This is a genomic window from Actinophytocola sediminis (genome assembly GCF_054779715.1).
Map to the genome: position 1 here is coordinate 96,401 of NZ_BAAGXS010000023.1, position 17,018 is coordinate 113,418.

Consider the following 17,018-nt stretch of genomic DNA (forward strand, 5'->3'; position numbering starts at 1 on the left):
TTCACTCTAGTGGCCCAGTGACATGGGTCACGCACCGTCCACACGGAGGAAGAGCAAAGGTGCTGAAGAAGATCACGATCGCGTTCGCCGCGGTCCTGCTGACCGCGTGCGGTGCTGGCTCCTCGGGCGACACGTCCGGCGACGACGGCACGATCACGATGGGGTTCGCCCAGGTCGGGGCGGAGAGCGGCTGGCGGACCGCGAACACCAAGTCGGTCCAGGAGGCGGCGAAGGCCGCCGGTATCGAGCTCAAGTTCTCCGACGCGCAGCAGAAACAGGAGAACCAGATCAAGGCGATCCGCTCCTACGTCCAGCAGAAGGTGGACGTGATCGCGTTCAGCCCGGTGGTGGAGACCGGCTGGGACACCGTGCTGCTGGAGGCCAAGCGCGCCAACATCCCGGTGATCCTCACCGACCGCGCCATCGACTCCGAGGACACCTCGCTGTACAAGACCTTCCTCGGCTCGGACTTCGTCGAGGAGGGCAAGAAGGCCGCCGAATGGCTGCTGGACAACGCGACCGGACCGCAGCAGGTGGTCGAGTTGCAGGGCACCACCGGCGCCGCGCCCGCCATCGACCGCAAGGAGGGCTTCGAGGAGGTGATCGCCTCCCGGCCGGAGGTCAAGATCGTCGCCTCGCAGACCGGCGACTTCACCCGCTCCGGCGGAAAGCAGGTGATGGAGGCGTTCCTGCGGTCCACTCCGGACATCGACGTGGTCTACGCGCACAACGACGACATGGGCCTCGGCGCCATCGAGGCGATCAAGGCGGCCGGCAAGGTGCCCGGCAAGGACATCAAGATCATCACCGTGGACGCGGTGAAGGCCGGCATGGAGGCGCTGGCCGCCGGTGAGATCAACTTCATCGTGGAGTGCAACCCGTTGCTCGGCGAGCAGCTGATGGACCTGGCGGAGAAGGTGGTCGCCGGCGAGGAGGTGCCGACCAGGGTGGTCACCGAGGAGGGCACCTTCACCCAGGAGCAGGCCAAGACCGCGCTCCCGGACCGGCAGTACTGATCACCGTCCACAGCAGACGTCCACAGTAGACAAGGCGCAGCATGACCGAACCGCTGGTCGACATGCGGGGCATCAGTGTCGAGTTCCCCGGTGTCAAGGCGTTGCAGGACGTGGACTTCCGGCTGTACCCCGGTGAGGTGCACGCGTTGATGGGCGAGAACGGCGCCGGCAAGTCCACGCTCATCAAGGCGTTGACCGGGGTACACGAGCCGGCGAGCGGCCAGATCGCGCTCGACGGGGTGCCGGTCTCCTTCACCGGGCCCGCCCAGGCGCAGGCGGCCGGGATCAGCACCGTGTACCAGGAGGTCAACCTGTGCCCGAACCTCTCGGTCGCGGAGAACATCCTGCTCGGCCGGGAACCCCGGCGGTTCGGCGCGATCAACGGCCGGGCCATGCGCGCCCGCGCCGCCGGCCTGCTGACGCGGATGGGGTTGACGATCGACCCCGCGTCCGCGCTGGGCAACCACCCGATCGCCGTGCGGCAGTTGGTCGCGATCGCCCGCGCGGTCGCGGTCGACGCCCGGGTGCTGATCCTCGACGAGCCGACGTCCAGTTTGGACGCCGACGAGGTGGCCGAGCTGTTCCGGATCATCCGGGTGCTGCGCGACGAGGGGGTGGCGGTCCTGTTCGTCACCCACTTCCTGGAGCAGGTGTTCCAGATCTCCGACCGGGTCACCGTGCTGCGCAACGGAAGACGCGTCGGTGAGCACGACACCGCGAAGCTGACCAGGCTCGAGCTGGTGTCGGCGATGATCGGCCGGGAGCTGGGGGTGTTGGCGGAGGTGGAGCAGCGCACCGAGCGCCGCCGCGCCGATCCCACTCCCCTGCTGCGCGCCGAGGGCCTCGGCCGCACCGGCGCGATCGCCCCGTTCGACCTGGAGATCCATGCCGGCGAGGTGGTCGGGCTCGCCGGGCTGCTCGGGTCCGGGCGCACCGAACTGGCCCGGCTGCTGTTCGGCGCGGACCGGGCCGACACCGGCAGGCTGCTGCTGGACGGCCGGCCGGTGCGGCTGCGCACGCCGAGGGCGGCGATCGCGAAGGGCATCGCGTTCTCCTCGGAGGACCGCAAGGCCGAAGGGCTGGTCACCGACCTGACGGTGCGGGACAACATCATCCTGGCGATGCAGGCGGCCAGGGGGTGGGCCAGACAGGTCCCCCGGCGCACGGCCGACGAGCTGGTGGCCACCTACGTCGAGCGGTTGGACATCCGCCCGGCGAACCCGGACGCGGTGGTCGCCACCCTGTCCGGCGGCAACCAGCAGAAGGTGCTGCTGGCCCGCTGGCTGATCACCCGGCCGCGGCTGTTGATCCTGGACGAGCCGACCCGGGGCATCGACGTCGGCGCGAAGGCGCAGATCCAGCAGGTGGTGGCCGACCTCGCGGCCGACGGCATGGCGGTGTTGTTCATCTCGGCGGAACTGGAGGAGGTCGTGCGCCTGTGCGACCGGATCGTCGTGCTGCGCGACCGGCACAAGGTCGCCGAGCTGGCGGGCGCGGAGGTCGGCGTGGACGAGGTGCTGGCCCAGATCGCCAGCGGCGCCACCAGGGTGGAGGTCGGCTCGTGACCACGCCCACCGCAGCGAAGGGTCCCTTCGCTGCGCCCACCGCAGTGAAGGGACCCTTCGCTGCGGTTCGACGGGCGGAGGGGTGGCGGTGAACCGGCGGTTGGTGTGGCCGGCGCTGGCGCTGGTCGCCCTGCTGGTGCTGAACTTCGTGGTGACGCCGTCGTTCTTCGAGCTGCGGCTGCAGGACGGGCATCTGTTCGGCAGCCTGGTGGACATCCTGCGCAACGGCGCCCCGACGCTGCTCATCGCGCTCGGGATGACGCTGGTGATCGCCACCAGGGGCATCGACCTGTCCGTCGGCGCGGTCGTGGCCATCGCCGGCGCGGTCGCCTGCACGCACATCGCCGACGGCGGCGGCGCGGTCACCGGGATGGCGCTCGCGCTTGGCGTGTGTGCGGTTCTCGGGCTGTGGAACGGGTTCCTCGTCGCGGTGCTCGGCATCCAGCCCATCATCGCCACACTGGTGCTGATGATCGCCGGCCGCGGCATCGCGATGCTGCTCACCGAGGGCCAGATCGTCACGGTGGACAACGAGGTCTTCCGTCAGGTCGGCGCCGGCTTCGTGGTGCTGCCCATCGCGATCCTGATCAGCCTCGCCGTGCTGCTTGGCGTCGGGCTGGTCACCCGGCGCACCGCGCTGGGCATGCTCATCGAGTCGGTCGGGGTGAACCCGGAGGCCAGCAGGCTCGCCGGCGTCCGGTCGCGCACGATCATCTGGACGGTCTACGTGTTCGCCGCGCTGTGCGCCGGCGTGGCCGGGCTGATGGTCAGCTCCAACGTCAACGCCGCCGACGCCAACAACGCGGGCCTGTGGGTCGAGATGGACGCGATCCTCGCCGTGGTCATCGGCGGCACGCTGCTCACCGGCGGCCGGTACACCCTGCTCGGCACGCTGCTCGGCGCACTGACCATCCAGACCCTCACCACCACCGTCTACACCATCGGCGTGCCCCCGACGGCGACCCTGGTGTTCAAGGCGGGTGTGGTGATCGTCGTGTGCCTGCTCCAGGCGCCCAGGGTCGCGCCGGTGCTGCGCCGGGCCGCCCCACCGCCGACCGAACCGGCCGAACCGGAGGTGGTCGCGCGATGACCGCGCTCGCCGCCCCCCGCGTGCCGTCCCGGTTCCTGCCGGTGATCGCGACGTTCGTGGTGTTCGTGCTGACCTTCGGCGCCGGCTCGGTGCGCTACGAGGGGTTCGCCTCCGGCCAGGTCGTGGCGAACCTGTTCATCGACAACGCCTTCCTCATCGTGCTCGCGGTCGGCATGACGTTCGTCATCCTCACCGGCGGCATCGACCTGTCGGTCGGCGCGGTGGTCGCGCTGTCCACCATGATCGCCGCGGCCACGCTGCAGGCCGGCTGGCCGGCGTGGTTAACGGTGCTCGCCGTGCTCGGCACCGGATCCGGGCTCGGCCTGGGCATGGGGTTGATGATCCACAAGCTGCGGGTGCAGCCGTTCATCGCGACCCTCGCCGGGATGTTCCTGGCCAGGGGGCTGTGTTTCGTGATCAGCGTGGAGTCGGTGGCCATCAAGGACCCGGCGTTCCGCACGATCGCCACCGAGACCGTGCTGCTGCCCGGCGACGTGACGATCACCTACAGCGTGCTGATCGCGCTGCTGGTGGTCGCGGTCGCGGCCTACGTGCTGCACCTGACCCGGTTCGGCCGCACCGTCTACGCCGTGGGCGGCAACGAGCCGTCGGCGACGCTGATGGGGCTGGCGACCGGGCGGGTCAAGGTCGGGGTGTACGTGATCAGCGGGTTCTGCTCGGCGCTCGGCGGGCTGCTGTTCAGCTTCTACATGCTCTCCGGCTACAGCCTGCACGCGGTGGGCATGGAGCTGGACGCCATCGCCGCGGTCGTGGTCGGCGGCACGCTGCTGTCCGGTGGCGTCGGCTACGTGGTCGGCTCGGTGGTGGGCGTCCTGGTCCTCGGCACGGTACAGACGATCATCTCGTTCGAGGGCACCCTCAGCTCGTGGTGGACCAAGATCGTGATCGGCGTCCTGCTCCTGGCCTTCATCGCCCTCCAACGCCTGATCGCGAGATCCCCCGGCGGCGTGCGATGAATGATCACGACGGCAGGTTCGCTTCGATCATCGTGATCACCGGCCCACATCTTTGCGGGCGGCTCAACGGGAGATGCCCAAGCGTCGCGAAATCGCGGTGGTTCGCGCCTTCGTGAGCGGCCAAGGAATGGCTGCGGCCGCTTGAGTGCGAGACTGGGCGGGAGATGTGACGACTCAAGGAGTTCGGTGTGGCCGCTGACGCCCTCGAAGGACCGGTCCCGGCGTCGAGCGAACGGGGCCAGCCGATCCTCAACCTGCTGGACAAGGCCATCGGCCTGCAGACACCGCTGGTGCGCAAGAACATCGCCCGGGCCCGCCAGCGCAACCCGGAGGCGACACCGGCGGAGGTCATCCGCTCCCTGGAGCGGATGTACGTCAGCGCCCTGGCGGGCACCGGGGCCGCGGTCGGGGGCGCCGCGGCAGCGCCCGCCGTCGGCACCGGGATCGCGTTGGCGCTGTCGGCGGGCGAGGCCTTCTCCTCGCTCGAACTGAGCACCTTGTTCGTCCTCTCGGTCGCCGAGGTCCACGGGGTTCCGTTGGACGAGATCGAACGCCGCCGGACGCTCGTCATGGGGATCCTGCTCGGCCAGTCCGGCTCCACCACCATCGGCAAGGTCGCCGAGCGCACCGGCCAGCACTGGGGCCGCCAGATCGTCAGCAAGGTGCCCATGGCAACGCTGCGCCAGATCAACAGCGTCCTGGGCAAGAACTTCATCACCAAGTACGGCAGCAAGCAGGGGATCATCGTGCTCGGCCGGGTGGCCCCGTTCGGCATCGGCGCGGTGATCGGCGGCGGCGCCAACGCCACCGTCGCCACCCTGGCCGTCCGCGCCGCCCGGCGCGCGTTCGGTCCGGCCCCGCAGTCGTGGCCCGAGACATGGCTGAAGCCCGCGGCGGAGTCGAACCCGGGGTAGGTGCCCGCCATCAACAACCAACCGACAAGATCGCGTTTCGGCGCCGCGTCACCGCGTGGTCTGGAAGCGGAAGAACCGGATGAACAGCTCCGGCTGCACGCCGGCCGGCCAGTAGGCGACGAAGTACAGGTCGTGCACGCCGCCGGGGTCGGTCACGTCGGCCGCGAGCCAGGCGTACACCCGGTCGTTGAGCGAGGTCGACCCGGTGTGGGGCACGTCGGGGAAGGTGGCGACCACCGGGCCGGTCGGTGAGTCCGCGCGCACGGTCAGGTCGACGCCGGGCTGTCTGGTGGCGAACTCCATGGTCAGGTGGTCGATCCCGGCCAGGTTGATCCGGGGGAAGGAGAACCAGTTGCCCCGGTCGGGCACGAACAGCTGCCCGAAGTACAGCCCGACGCCCGCGCCGTTCTGGTAGTTGCGGCCCTGGTACTCGCGCGGGTGCAGCACGATGTCGGCCGAGCCGGTGAGCGGCGGCGCGCCGGCCGCTCCCCCGCCGTCGGTGTAGGACGCGCCGAGGATGTGGAAGACGTAGGCGTCCGAGCCGTGGCCGGGATCGGCCCGCGGGCTCAGCACCCCGGTGCAGTCCGGCCCCGGTCTGGCCTCGCCCTGCGGGTGTCCGTGCTGGTTGTGCCCGAGCTGGTAGGTCACCAGGATCTTCGTGCAGTCGACCGGTCCGTCCTCGGGATCGGTTGCCTGTACCCGGAACGGCAGGTCCTGGCCGAACTCCGCCCAGCCGCCGTCGGCCGGCGTCACGATCGTCAGCGCCGGGCGGGTGTTGCCGGCGACCATGGTCAGGTTGCCGACCGACACCGCGCCGTTCGCGTCGGTGACCGTGACCCTGGCGGTGTGCTCGCCCGCGGTCGCGTAGGTCCACGACGCCGCCGGGCCGGTCGCGTCCGGCACGCCGTCGCCGGTGAAGTCCCACGAGAAGCTCAGCGGATCACCGTCGGGGTCGGTCGTGCCGCCCGCGTCGACGTCGACGGACAGCGGCAGCGGCCCGGAGTCCACAGAGGACTCCGTGGCCACCAGCGGCGCGCGGTTACCCTCCACGTAGTCGATCCGGTAGAGGCCGGAGTCGTCGTTGGACGAACCCCAGCCGTTGCCGTACTCCAGCACGTACAGCGACCCGTCCGGTCCGAACTCCAGGTCCATCGGCTTGCGGAACTCGGCCGCCGGCAGGAACTCGGTGAGCGTACCCGGCGCGCCGGTGTGGTGGTCCACCGGCAGCGTCTGGAGCCAGTCGGTGGTCCAGTCGTAGAGGAAACGCTGCTGGTCGAACCACTGCGGGAACTTGGTCGGCGACGGGTTCGCCGGGTCGAAGGTGTAGCGCGGGCCGGCCATCGCGCCACCGCCGAACAGCGTCGGGAAGTAGTCCGGCTGCTTGTCGTAGGTGTAGTAGATGTCCGCCGGCCTGATCGGCGGCAGGTGCACCAGGCCGGTGTTGTTGGGCGAGTCGTTCACCGGTGCGGCGCAGTCGAACCACGGGCCAGGCTGGTTCTCGACGTAGTCCCAGTCGTTGTACGGGACGTTGTTCATCGTGCAGTAGGGCCAGCCGTAGTTGCCCGGCTCCCGGATCAGCAGCGCGCGCACGTGCCCGGCCGGGCCGCGCTCCGGGTTGGCCACCACGGCGTCCGGGCCGTAGTCGGCCATCCACAGCGTGCCGGTCGCCGGATCCCAGTCGCCGAGCGTGAACGGGTTGCGGAAGCCCATCGCGTAGATCTCGGGCCGGGTCCTGGCGGTGCCCGGCGGGAACAGGTTGCCCGGCGGGATGTCGTAGCCGCCGGCCGGTTTCGGCGTGATGCGCAGGATCTTGCCGTTGAGGTCGTTGGTGTTGGCCGAGGTGCGCTGCGCGTCGCCGCCGGCCTGGCCGGGCCGCTCGTCGGTCGGCGGGAAGCCGTGCGAGGCACAGCAGTCGGCGTTGTCCCCGGTGGCGATGAACAGCTGCCCGTCCGGCGTCGGCAACAGGTCGCCCGCGGAGTGCCAGCCGGGAACGCCGATCGGGTGCTGGATGTCGATGATCGGCGTCTCGGCGGCGGGGTCCAGGAAGTTGTCGGGGGTCAGGGTGAACCGGGAGACGCGGGAGACGAACGTCTGGTCCCAGTCCGGCGGCGAGTAGTGCAGGTAGAGCTGCCCGGTGGTGGCGAAGTCGGGCGCGAGGGCGAGCCCGACCAGGCCGAGCTCGCCGGTGACCCGCACCGGGATCGCCCCGGCGACCGTGGCGGCCTGGGTGTCCGGGTCCCAGACCTTCACCCGGCCGTCGCGTTCGATGAACACGACCCGGCCGTCCTGCGCGACCGCGATCCGCATCGGCTGGGTCAGGTCGGTGTCGGCCAGTACGACCTTCTGGAACCGTTCCGCGACCGGCGGCGGGTACCCCGGGTCGGGGTGGGCCGCCGCCGGCCCACTGACCACAGTTGACAGCAGGAGGGCGGTGACCGCGAGCAGCGCGCGGCTGACACCGGTGCGAGACACGCCGGACCTCCACGGGGAAGAGGACCTCGGGCACGAATGTGCCGCGCTTGCAACGTAAGCAGCCGGTTGCGGAAAGTCAACGCGGAGCTGTCATGGCCGGTCGAGCAACGGGATCAGCTGCTCCTCCTCGTAGACGAGGTGCGCCTCCAGCTCGTCGATGAGCCGCTCGACCTCCCGCAGGCCGCCCGTCCCGGTCGACACCACCCGCCGCAGGTCCTCGACCAGGCCGGCCACTGTGACGTGCTCGGCGCGCAGCCGCTCGATCACCGGCGCCAGCTCGGGATGGCGCTCGCCGAGCGTGCCGAACATGTGCTGGTCCTCCATCTGGTGATGGAAACCCAGGCCGGCGCACACGGTCAGGCAGTTGATCCGCAGCTGCGCGCCCAGGGTCGGGCCGGCGGCGGCGAACTCCGTGCGGATCGTCGCCAGCTCCCGCCGGAACGCGTCGTGGATGTGCGCGAGCCCCTCGCCGAACGAGGTCGCGAGCGGCTGCCGGCCGCCGGTCTCGGTCAGCGCGACCACCGGCAGCGTGCGCCCCGACCTGGTCTCGTAGTCCGCCCAGTCGGGCTCGGCCTCGACCGCGCGGGCGAACAGCTCGGCGCGCTCCGCGCCGGTGAGCACCGTGGCCTCGGCCTCGTAGCTGAACAACCCGTCCTCGACGGTGACCAGCGGGTTGGCCACGAGGTTGTGGAACCAGGCGGGGTGGCGGGGCGAGCCGCCGGCGGATCCGATGACCAGGATCCGATCGCCGTCATCTGGCAGGTACCCGAGCGGCACGGTGTGCCGGGCACCCGTGCGGGCGCCGGTGGTGGTGAGCAGGATCAGGCGAGCGCCCTCGAAGTAGCCGCCGACGCGGCCGTGGTTGGCGCGGAACTCCTCGATGACCTGCTGGGTGAAATCGATGGTCAATTGTTCTCCACATCATCAGATTGGGCATGACAAGAAAGCGATGTGTGGAGAGACAAGGCGGGCCACGGGCCCACCCGGCGATCACGCCGTGACCGGGAACCTCACTCGTGCGTGGCCAGTGCTGGCCGACCCGGTAGTCACGTTCCCGACCATAGCGGCGTGAACGCCCCTGGTCAAAGCACCAGTAGAGCCGACCCCGGCCCACCCGCCCAGGCTCAACGCCCTGAATGCCCCATTCAGGACGTTGAGCGTCCCCAATGCCTCATTCAGGGCAGTTGGGGCCGGGCGGGCTACCCGACGGAGATGACGCCGTCGGGGCCCCGGGTGCAGGCCACCGCGCGCGCCGAGGTCGACGCCGCGCCGTCCAGACACTGGCCGAGCACGCCGTAGCCGTTGGCGTTGGGGTGCCAGGACTCCTGGCAGGTCTGGAAGTAGTCGGCACAGGTGGTGGCGATCCGCTGGATGGCGATCTTGTCCCGGCCGTCCAGGCTGGTCACCGGCACGCCGCTTGGCCCGTCCTGCAGCCGGATCGGCGTGGCCAGCGCGTTGTCCGGGCTGCCGTCGGCCTCACACAGCCGCGCCCCGTCGAAGGCCCGCTGGACGTTGAGGTGCACCAGGTCCGCGCCGGGGAACTCCGCCGACAGCGTCGCGTGGGTCGAGGCGACCAGCTGGCCGAGTCCCTGGGAGAACAGGTGACCGGCGCCCATGCTTGCCCGGTGCGCCGGGCAGCCCGCCGCGTACCGCTCGGCGCCCAGCGCGCGGAACTTGTCGCGGTCGTCGGCCCGGCCGTCCTCCTCGTGGTAGCGGGCGGCGAAGTCGGGCGGCAGCGGGTTGGTGTAGTCCTGGAACACCACGCGGTGCTGCCCGTCGGCGTCGACCTCGGCGAGGGTGGTCAGCAGCGCGCGCAACGCAGTGGTCGTCTCGGCCGTGGCCGCGGCGAACTCGGCGTCGGTGGCCAGATCGGTGATGGTGCACGGCTCCTGCGGCGGGTCGCCGGCCCAGAACTCCCACCACCCGGTCCACGCGTCGGCGATGAACCTGTTGGCGCACACCGAGGCCGCGTCCCCGAAGGTGAACGAGCCGTTGTTGGAGCTGAGGCCGACCAGCACCAGGTCGATGTCGTGGGTGCCCGCCACCCCGCGCAGCTGGTCGAGCTGGGCGGGCACCTGGCGGCCCTTCTCCCGGTTGGCCGACGCGGTGGCGATGTCGTGCGGCTGGCCGCCGGAGCAGGCGAGGTTGAACCGGTCCTGGATGCCGGGCAGCGACGCCCGGAACAGTGACGCGTTGGGTGAGCGGTGACAGAAGTAGGCGTTGGCGTTGGGCGCCGACCAGCCGGGGAAGCCCTGTGCGACACCGTTCGTGTCGGGCACCGCGGCGTAGTCGCCGCCGCCCTCGCCGCTGATGAAGCTGTCGCCGATGGCGACGGCGGCGGTGGGTAACGCGGTCGGTTCGGGCGCGGTCGGTTCGGTGGCCAGCGCCGGTAGCACGGCGGCGGAGGTGAGGGTGACCGCGACGGCTGCGGTCACCAGGGAACGACGGAGCAGGGACATCTCACGGCCTTCCGGTGAGCCAGGACAGAACGTGAATAGATTTCACGTCGATCTGACCACCTCGCCGGGACCCCGTCAAGATCCGAACGTCGGTACCGTGGATGGCGGCCGAGAGACGGCCCGATCCGTCGTTCCGACTCGTTCTCGAGCGATCCTCGATTCCGGCCACCAAACCTTGGCCGAACGACCCGGCAGGCAAGGGGCACCAGATGGCGAAGAGAGCACGGGTTCTGCTGCTCACCGACAACGAGCGCAACCACCGCCACGCCCGGCAGCTGATCGACGCCGGTGCGCTGCCGGTGCGCAACCCGTGGCTGCTCGGTCCGGCCGACCTGGACGCGCTCACGGTGTCACCGGCCGCGGTGGTGGCCCTCGGCGCCGGCGCGGTGCTGCCGGCCGCGCACCTGCGCGAGCGGCTCGATCTGCCGGGACCCCGGCCGATGGACCTCCACGAGATCGCCTCGACCACCGACCTGCCGCTCACCGGCTCGATCGACCGGCAGGAGTGGCTCGGCGCCGAGGTGTGCCATGTGGACGGTGTGGTGCTCGGCGGCCAGGTGCTGTTCGCGACCGCGTCCCGCTGCCTGGGCGCCCACTACGAGCACACGGTCGGCGCCGGCACCGGCGCGGTCACCATCGACGACGCCGAGGCCGGCCGGCTGTTCGCGGCCGCGGAAGCCGCGGTCACCCGGGCTTCGGTGCCCGACGGCGCGTTCCACGTCGAGCTGTTCGACCTGCCGGCCGGGCCGGTGCTGCTCAGTGTCGCGCCACATCCGCCGAGCACGCTCGGCCAGGCGCTGACCCGCGTGGCCACCGGCGTCGACCTGCTCGCCGAACACATCCGCGCCGGGGTCGGCCGGCCGACCATCCCGCGCCGGACCCGGTCGGACTACGCCGGCTACTGGCAGGTGCCGCGCTCACGCACGCAGCGGACCCGGCCGACACCGGTACTCCCGGCACTGCACGGCGAGATCGTGCTGGCCACCCTGCCCCGGCCGGGCAGGCCGGCGCCGACGGAGGTCGTCGTGCGCGCGGCCGACCCGGCGGTCGTGCTCACCGACCTGATCAGCCTGCGGGAGCGCCTCGACGAGTCGGTCAGCACGACCTGACCTCAGTCCGCGACGGTGGACCGGACCGGGGTGCCCAGCTCGATCGTGCGGCTGACCGTGCACAGCCGGTCGTGGGAGAGCTTGACCGTGCGGGCCAGCAGCGTGCGCGCCTGGTCGCCGGCCTGCCCCGCCGGCAGCCGCACGTCGAAGGTCACCGCGAGGTTGGTCAGGTGGTTGCCGGACTCGTCCTGGATCTTGTCGCCGCTGACCGTCACGGTGAACGTGTCCGGCTCGGTGCGCCTGCTGATGACCACGTCCGCGTCGGTGGCCGTACAGCTGCCGATGGCCGCCAGCAGCAGCTCGACCGGGGTGAAGTCGTCCCCGCCGATGGGCAGTGTGCCGCCGCGGGCGTTGCTGGCGACATAACGCCCGGTCGCGACCCGCTCGACCTGTACCGACCTGTAGGTGTCCTCAGCCATGGACCCGACAGTAGTGGTCAGGCGTCGTGGCGCCGGACCGCCACGAACCCGCCGGCCACGGCCACCAGCGCCCAGCCGAACAGCAGCAGCAACGCGACGCCCGGCCCGTAGACGGTGGACCCGAAGGTGCCCGGCGCCTGCGGCACGCTCTGCATGAGGATCATCCCCGCCTGGTCGGGCAGGAACTGGGTGACGTCCCGAATGGCCGGCAGGTTGCTCAGCCCCTGGGAGTTGAGGAACAGGATCGGAATGAGAATGCCCAGGCACAGCGCCGTACTGCGCAGCATCGCGGCCACCCCCATCGCGAACACGCTCATCAGCGTGAGGAACGCGCACGCGCCGAGCACCGCGCGCAGTGCCCCCGGCGCGCCGAGGGTGACGCCGCGCTCCCCCAGCAACGGCTGGGTGACGAAGAACGCGCCGAACGCGCTCAGCGCCGAGACCACGAACGCGATCGCCGTCCCGGTCGCCACCTTGGCCGCGAGGAACACGTCGCGCCGAGGCACCGCGGCCAACGAGGCCAGGATGGTGCCGGTGGTGAACTCGGTACTCACCACCAGTACCCCGAACACCACCAGCACGATCAGTCCGATCGTCAGTCCGAAGTACCCCCAGCGCACCGGATCCCAGACCAACCCCGGCGCCAGCGGGGACTCGCGCAGCGAGATGCCGATCAGCGCGGACAACCCGATCGACACCACTACCGCGATCAGCAGACTCCACCACGTGGACCGGACCGTGCGTGCCTTGGTCAGCTCGGCCAGGACCGCTCCCCGAAACCCGGTCATCCGGCACCTCCGGTCATCCGCATGAACGCCTCCTCCAGGGATGCCGTCCGCACCCCGATCTCGTGCACCACCACCTGGTTGGCCGCGACCAGCTCACCGATCCGGTCCGCGCCGACGCCGTGGGCCTCGATCGCCCCGTCTGCGGCGTCGGTGACCGTGATGCCCGCTGAATCGAGTACCTCGCGCAACCGTGCTGGCGCCGGCGTGGTGATCCGCACGTGCGAGCCGGCGTGCTCGGCGACGAACTCGGCCACCGAGGTGTCCGCGCGCAACCGCCCGCCGACGATCACGACCAGATGCTCCGCGGTCAGCGCCAGCTCGCTCATCAGGTGGCTGGACACCAGCACCGTGCGGCCCTGCGCGGCCAGGTCTCGGACCAGCGTGCGCAGCCAGACGATGCCCTCCGGGTCCAGTCCGTTGACCGGCTCGTCGAGCAGCAGCACCGGCGGGTCGCCGAGCAACGCGGCCGCCAGGCCGAGCCGTTGGGCCATGCCGAGGGAGAAACCCTTGGTACGCCGGCGGGTCACGTCCGCGAGGCCGACCTGGGCGAGCACCTCGCCGACCCGGGAGTCGGGGATGCCGTTGGTCTGCGCGAGCCACCGCAGATGGGCGTGCGCGCTGCGCCCGCCGTGGGTGGAGCGCGCCTCCAGCAGCGCGCCGACCTGCCGCAGCGGCTGGTCGATGTCCCGGTAGCGGCGGCCGTCGATGAGCACCCGGCCGCCGCTGGGGCGGTCCAGGTCGATCATCATCCGCATGGTCGTCGACTTGCCGGCACCGTTGGGCCCGAGGAACCCGGTCACCCGGCCCGGCCGCACGGTGAACGACAGGTCGTCCACGGCGACCGTCGCGCCGTAGCGCTTGCTGAGTCCATCCACTTCGATCACACCGACACGCTAGGCAGCGCGGCCCGCCCGGCGCTGTCCTCGAACGTCGCCCGTCCGGTCAACCAAAGTCGACCCGCAGATCGACCCGTAGCCTGCTCGCATGGGCCGACATCTCGCCGCCGTCCTCGTGGTCATGGCCGACGTCCTCCTCTTCGCCGCGGCACACCCGCCGGTCGCGGTCCTGGCCTACGCGCCGGCCGGCGCGCTGCTGGTGTTCGCGCGCCGGGGCCCGCTGCTGACCTTCGCCGCGACGCTCGGGCTGGCCGTGCTCACCGGCGGGTCCTACCCGCTGCTGATCTGGGTCGCCTACCGCACCGGGCTCGCCGCGGTGTCCCGCCGCGACAGCGCGGTGGTGGCCGGCGCGGTCGTCGGCTGGGCGGCGGTGACCTTCGTGCTGCGCACCGGGCCGGAGGCCGTCGGCGCGTGTCTGGTGTTCGTGGTGCTGCCGTTGCTCGTCGGGCGCTACCTCGCCCAGCAGCGGCGGTTGGTGGACGCGCTGGAGGCACGCAACAGCCAGCTGCGCCGGGAGCGGGAGCTGCTCGCCGAGCGGGAGCAGCTGCGCGAGCGGCTGCGGATCTCCCGGGACATGCACGACTCGCTCGGCCGCCGGCTGAGCCTGGTCTCGGTGCAGGCCGCCGCCCTCGAGGTGAGCGAGCTGCCGGCGCCGCAGCGGATCGCCGTCGAGTCGCTGGCCACCGCCACCCGGGCCGCGGTGACCGAGCTGTACGAGCTGATCGGCTCGCTGCGCGGCAGCGCGGAGGAGCCGGCGCCCGGGCTGGCCGCGGTCGACGCCCTCGCCGGCGAGTTCCGCACGGCCGGGGTCGCGGTGACCGTGTGCGCCCAGGGTGACCCCCGGCCGCTGTCGCCCGGCGTGGACACCGCGGCCTTCCGGGTGGTCGAGGAGGGCCTGACCAACGCCGCGAAGCACGCCGAGGGCCACCCGGTGACCGTGCGGCTGGACTGGGAGCCCGACGCGCTGGTGCTGAGCGTGACCAACCCGGTGGCCGACCGGCGGCCGGGACCGGGCGCGCGGCTGGGGCTGGCCGGGTTGCGCGAGCGCGTCGAGCCGGCGGGCGGGTTCCTGGACCACCGGGAGACCGGCGGGTGGTTCCGGCTCGTGGCCATGCTGCCGACCAGCGCGCCGGTCCCGGCCGAGCCGGAGATCGGCCGGGTGCGGGCCACCGCGCTCGGCGTGGTCACCGGCGCGCTGCTGTTCGCCATGCTCCCGGCGACCATGCTGACCGGGGTGAGCTGAGCTGATCCGGGTCCTGATCGCCGACGACGAGCCGTTGATCGCCACCGGGGTGCGCACCGTGCTGGCGGCGGCGGGCGACATCGACGTGGTCGCCACCGCGACGAACGGGTCGGCCGCGGTGGCCGCCGCGCTCGAGCACCGCCCCGACGTCGTGCTGCTGGACATCACGATGCCGGTGCTCGACGGTCTCGGCGCGCTCGCCGAGCTGCGCCGCGTGCTGCCGGCGACCAGACCCGTCATGCTCACCTCCTACGGCACCGAGCCCAACGTGCTGCGCGCGCTGGCCGCCGGTGCCGCGGGCTTCGTGCTCAAGCACTGCACGCCCGACGAGCTGGTCCGCGCCGTGCGCGCGGCGCACACCGGCGACGCGTTCCTCTCCCCCGAGGTCACCCGGCTGGTGCTCGGCATGGTCGGCCAGACGGCCGGGCGCCGGCACGAGGCCGCCGCCCGGCTGGCCGCGCTCTCCCCCCGGGAGACCGAGATCGCCGCGCTGGTCGCGCAGGGCCTGTCCAACGCCGAGATCGGCCGCCGGGCCAACATGAGCGAGACCACCATCAAGACCTACGTCAGCCGGCTGCTGACCAAGCTGAACTGCGCGAACCGGGTCGAGGTCGCCCTGCTGGCCCGGGACGCGGGAGCCTGAGTTTTCCGGATCCTTGAACCGGTCACCCGCCGCGCACGTGTCATTGTTGTGAGCCAGAGCCTGTCCAGTACCCTCGCTTTCGACCCGCGCAGTGTCTGGCTTCCGCGTGTGGCCCCGCGACCTCGCGAACAAAACTCTGGGCAGGTGACGGCAAGCGTGGCGATAACCGGCAGGCGAGCCCGCCGGACCAAACAAGTTCCCGGCGAGGAGCTGGTGCGCGCCCTCTACGCCGAACACGGCCGCAGCCTGCTGGCCTACGCCGTCCGCCTCACCAACGACCGGGCGGCGGCCGAGGACGTGGTGCAGGAGACCCTGCTACGCGCCTGGAAACACGCCGACGACCTGCGCAACAACGTCGGCTCGGTACGCGGCTGGCTGCTCACCGTGGCGCGCAACATCATCACCGACCGGGCGCGGGCACGGGCCGTGCGCCCGACCGAGGTGAACCAGGAGGTCGAGGTCCCGGCCGCGCAGCGCGACCACGCCGACGACGTGGTCAACGCGATGACCGTGCTGGGCGCGATGGACCGGCTCTCGCCTGATCATCGGGCGGTGCTGGTGGAGCTCTACTACCGTGGCCGCACGGTCAACGAGACCGCGAACGTACTGGGCATCGCTCCCGGCACGGTCAAATCGAGGTCCTACCACGCGGTGCGCGCGCTGCGGGCGACGCTTGGCCAGGCCGGGGAGGTGCCGCGATGAGCTCGGTCGAACACGACCGCTCGGTGCTCGGCGCCTATGCGCTCGGCGCGCTGGACCCCGCCGAGGAGCGCGCGGTCCACGCCCACGTGTCGACCTGTCCGGAGTGCCAGCGTGAGCTGGCGGAGTTCGTCGACCTGCGCCAGCAGCTGGACCAGGTGCCGCCGGAGGCGTTCCTGGACGGTCCGCCGGACGGTGGCGACTTCCTGCTGCAGAACACCCTGCGGCGGGTGCGCGCCGCCGACCCGCCGGCCGCGCCGAAGCGGTCGTTCGGGCTGATCGCGGCGGCGGTCGCGGTGGTCGCGGCGGTGGCGTTGGGCGGCGGGATCGTCATCGGCCGGCAGACCGCGCCCGAACCGGCGACGGCGTTGCCGGCGGGCACGGTCAGCGCCGAGGCGACCGATCCGACCACCGGCGCGTCGATGCGGGTGGAGGTCGAGCCGAGAGCGGGCTGGGTGTGGGTCAACGCCCAGATCGAGGGCGTGCCGGCGGGTGAGAAGTGTGAGCTGGTGGTCGTCCCGCGCGACGGTGAGCCGCTGACCGCTGGCAGTTGGGTGGTGTCCGAGAAGGGCGAGGAGGAGGGCCTGCCGCTCGAGGGCACGGCGCTGATCCCGCCCGGCGAGGTCGAGGAGGTGCGGGTGGTCACCCTCGACGGCCGCACCATGGTGTCGGTACCGCTCTGAGTCCGCTGCCGGCAAGGTTGCCGGTACCGGCGGTTCACCCCGGTG

General features: G+C 71.6%; 16 protein-coding genes. 10 read left to right on the forward strand and 6 right to left on the reverse strand.

Annotated elements, in window-relative coordinates:
- The first annotated feature begins 59 nt into the window (after positions 1–59).
- The 5 genes from ACYVIP_RS15425 (at position 60) to ACYVIP_RS15445 (ending at position 5,562) form a co-directional block, all read left to right on the forward strand.
- The gene (locus ACYVIP_RS15425; protein ID WP_460396626.1) at positions 60–1,016 is read left to right on the forward strand and encodes an ABC transporter substrate-binding protein; all 957 of its coding nucleotides are present in this window, start codon (positions 60–62) and stop codon (positions 1,014–1,016) included.
- 41 nt (positions 1,017–1,057) lie between these two features.
- Positions 1,058–2,581: a sugar ABC transporter ATP-binding protein gene (locus ACYVIP_RS15430; RefSeq protein ID WP_460396628.1), complete on the forward strand. Its 1,524-nt coding sequence runs from the start codon at positions 1,058–1,060 to the stop codon at positions 2,579–2,581.
- Positions 2,582–2,669: 88 nt separating this feature from the next.
- The gene (locus ACYVIP_RS15435; protein ID WP_460396630.1) at positions 2,670–3,671 is read left to right on the forward strand and encodes an ABC transporter permease; all 1,002 of its coding nucleotides are present in this window, start codon (positions 2,670–2,672) and stop codon (positions 3,669–3,671) included.
- Positions 3,668–4,648: a galactofuranose ABC transporter, permease protein YjfF gene (yjfF, locus tag ACYVIP_RS15440; RefSeq protein ID WP_460396632.1), complete on the forward strand. Its 981-nt coding sequence runs from the start codon at positions 3,668–3,670 to the stop codon at positions 4,646–4,648. The genes ACYVIP_RS15435 and yjfF overlap by 4 nt, the downstream gene beginning before the upstream one ends.
- A gap of 188 nt (positions 4,649–4,836) precedes the next feature.
- Positions 4,837–5,562, forward strand: coding sequence for a hypothetical protein (locus ACYVIP_RS15445; RefSeq protein WP_460396634.1), 726 nt, complete (start codon positions 4,837–4,839; stop codon positions 5,560–5,562).
- 48 nt (positions 5,563–5,610) lie between these two features.
- Here the strand turns inward: ACYVIP_RS15445 and ACYVIP_RS15450 are convergent, their stop codons facing one another.
- The 3 genes from ACYVIP_RS15450 to ACYVIP_RS15460 all read right to left on the reverse strand — a co-directional run bounded on the left by ACYVIP_RS15450 (position 5,611) and on the right by ACYVIP_RS15460 (position 10,469).
- Complete coding sequence (locus tag ACYVIP_RS15450) at positions 5,611–8,034, reverse strand: PQQ-dependent sugar dehydrogenase (RefSeq protein ID WP_460396636.1); 2,424 nt, start codon at positions 8,032–8,034, stop codon at positions 5,611–5,613.
- A gap of 90 nt (positions 8,035–8,124) precedes the next feature.
- Positions 8,125–8,943: a nitroreductase/quinone reductase family protein gene (locus ACYVIP_RS15455; RefSeq protein ID WP_460396638.1), complete on the reverse strand. Its 819-nt coding sequence runs from the start codon at positions 8,941–8,943 to the stop codon at positions 8,125–8,127.
- Positions 8,944–9,233: 290 nt separating this feature from the next.
- A complete protein-coding gene (locus tag ACYVIP_RS15460; RefSeq protein ID WP_460396640.1) occupies positions 9,234–10,469 on the reverse strand; it encodes a hypothetical protein in 1,236 nt (411 codons plus the stop codon).
- A 233-nt stretch (positions 10,470–10,702) separates the two neighbouring features.
- On the opposite strand from ACYVIP_RS15460, the gene ACYVIP_RS15465 reads away from it, so the two are divergent.
- Entirely contained in the window at positions 10,703–11,602 is a 900-nt protein-coding gene (locus ACYVIP_RS15465) for an ATP-grasp domain-containing protein (RefSeq protein WP_460396642.1), read from the forward strand.
- Positions 11,603–11,604: 2 nt separating this feature from the next.
- On the opposite strand, the gene ACYVIP_RS15470 is transcribed toward ACYVIP_RS15465, so the two are convergent.
- The 3 genes from ACYVIP_RS15470 to ACYVIP_RS15480 are packed head-to-tail and all read right to left on the reverse strand — an operon-like array spanning position 11,605 to position 13,693.
- The gene (locus ACYVIP_RS15470; protein ID WP_460396644.1) at positions 11,605–12,021 is read right to left on the reverse strand and encodes an OsmC family protein; all 417 of its coding nucleotides are present in this window, start codon (positions 12,019–12,021) and stop codon (positions 11,605–11,607) included.
- 17 nt (positions 12,022–12,038) lie between these two features.
- Positions 12,039–12,809 carry an ABC transporter permease gene (locus ACYVIP_RS15475; RefSeq protein ID WP_460396646.1) on the reverse strand — a complete coding sequence of 257 codons (771 nt, stop codon included), beginning with the start codon at positions 12,807–12,809 and terminating at the stop codon, positions 12,039–12,041.
- On the reverse strand, positions 12,806–13,693 hold the full coding sequence (locus ACYVIP_RS15480) for an ABC transporter ATP-binding protein (RefSeq protein WP_460396648.1): 888 nt from the start codon (positions 13,691–13,693) through the stop codon (positions 12,806–12,808). Before ACYVIP_RS15480 ends, ACYVIP_RS15475 begins: the two co-directional genes overlap by 4 nt.
- Positions 13,694–13,793: 100 nt before the next feature.
- On the opposite strand from ACYVIP_RS15480, the gene ACYVIP_RS15485 reads away from it, so the two are divergent.
- From ACYVIP_RS15485 to ACYVIP_RS15500, 4 genes are all read left to right on the forward strand, one after another.
- Complete coding sequence (locus ACYVIP_RS15485) at positions 13,794–14,948, forward strand: sensor histidine kinase (RefSeq protein WP_460396650.1); 1,155 nt, start codon at positions 13,794–13,796, stop codon at positions 14,946–14,948.
- A 16-nt stretch (positions 14,949–14,964) separates the two neighbouring features.
- A complete protein-coding gene (locus tag ACYVIP_RS15490) occupies positions 14,965–15,591 on the forward strand; it encodes a response regulator (protein ID WP_460396961.1) in 627 nt (208 codons plus the stop codon).
- Between the two features lie 156 nt (positions 15,592–15,747).
- Positions 15,748–16,293: a sigma-70 family RNA polymerase sigma factor gene (locus ACYVIP_RS15495; RefSeq protein ID WP_460396963.1), complete on the forward strand. Its 546-nt coding sequence runs from the start codon at positions 15,748–15,750 to the stop codon at positions 16,291–16,293.
- The gene (locus tag ACYVIP_RS15500; RefSeq protein ID WP_460396652.1) at positions 16,290–16,973 is read left to right on the forward strand and encodes a zf-HC2 domain-containing protein; all 684 of its coding nucleotides are present in this window, start codon (positions 16,290–16,292) and stop codon (positions 16,971–16,973) included. Before ACYVIP_RS15495 ends, ACYVIP_RS15500 begins: the two co-directional genes overlap by 4 nt.
- Positions 16,974–17,018: the final 45 nt, after the last annotated feature.

Coding starts and splice junctions, on each gene's coding strand:
- ACYVIP_RS15430 (WP_460396628.1), top strand. CDS start 1,058: ATGACCGAACCGCTGGTCGACATGCGGGGCATCAGTGTCGAGTTCCCC.
- ACYVIP_RS15470 (WP_460396644.1), bottom strand. CDS start 12,021: ATGGCTGAGGACACCTACAGGTCGGTACAGGTCGAGCGGGTCGCGACC.
- ACYVIP_RS15485 (WP_460396650.1), top strand. CDS start 13,794: ATGGGCCGACATCTCGCCGCCGTCCTCGTGGTCATGGCCGACGTCCTC.
- yjfF (WP_460396632.1), top strand. CDS start 3,668: ATGACCGCGCTCGCCGCCCCCCGCGTGCCGTCCCGGTTCCTGCCGGTG.
- ACYVIP_RS15475 (WP_460396646.1), bottom strand. CDS start 12,809: ATGACCGGGTTTCGGGGAGCGGTCCTGGCCGAGCTGACCAAGGCACGC.
- ACYVIP_RS15500 (WP_460396652.1), top strand. CDS start 16,290: ATGAGCTCGGTCGAACACGACCGCTCGGTGCTCGGCGCCTATGCGCTC.
- ACYVIP_RS15465 (WP_460396642.1), top strand. CDS start 10,703: ATGGCGAAGAGAGCACGGGTTCTGCTGCTCACCGACAACGAGCGCAAC.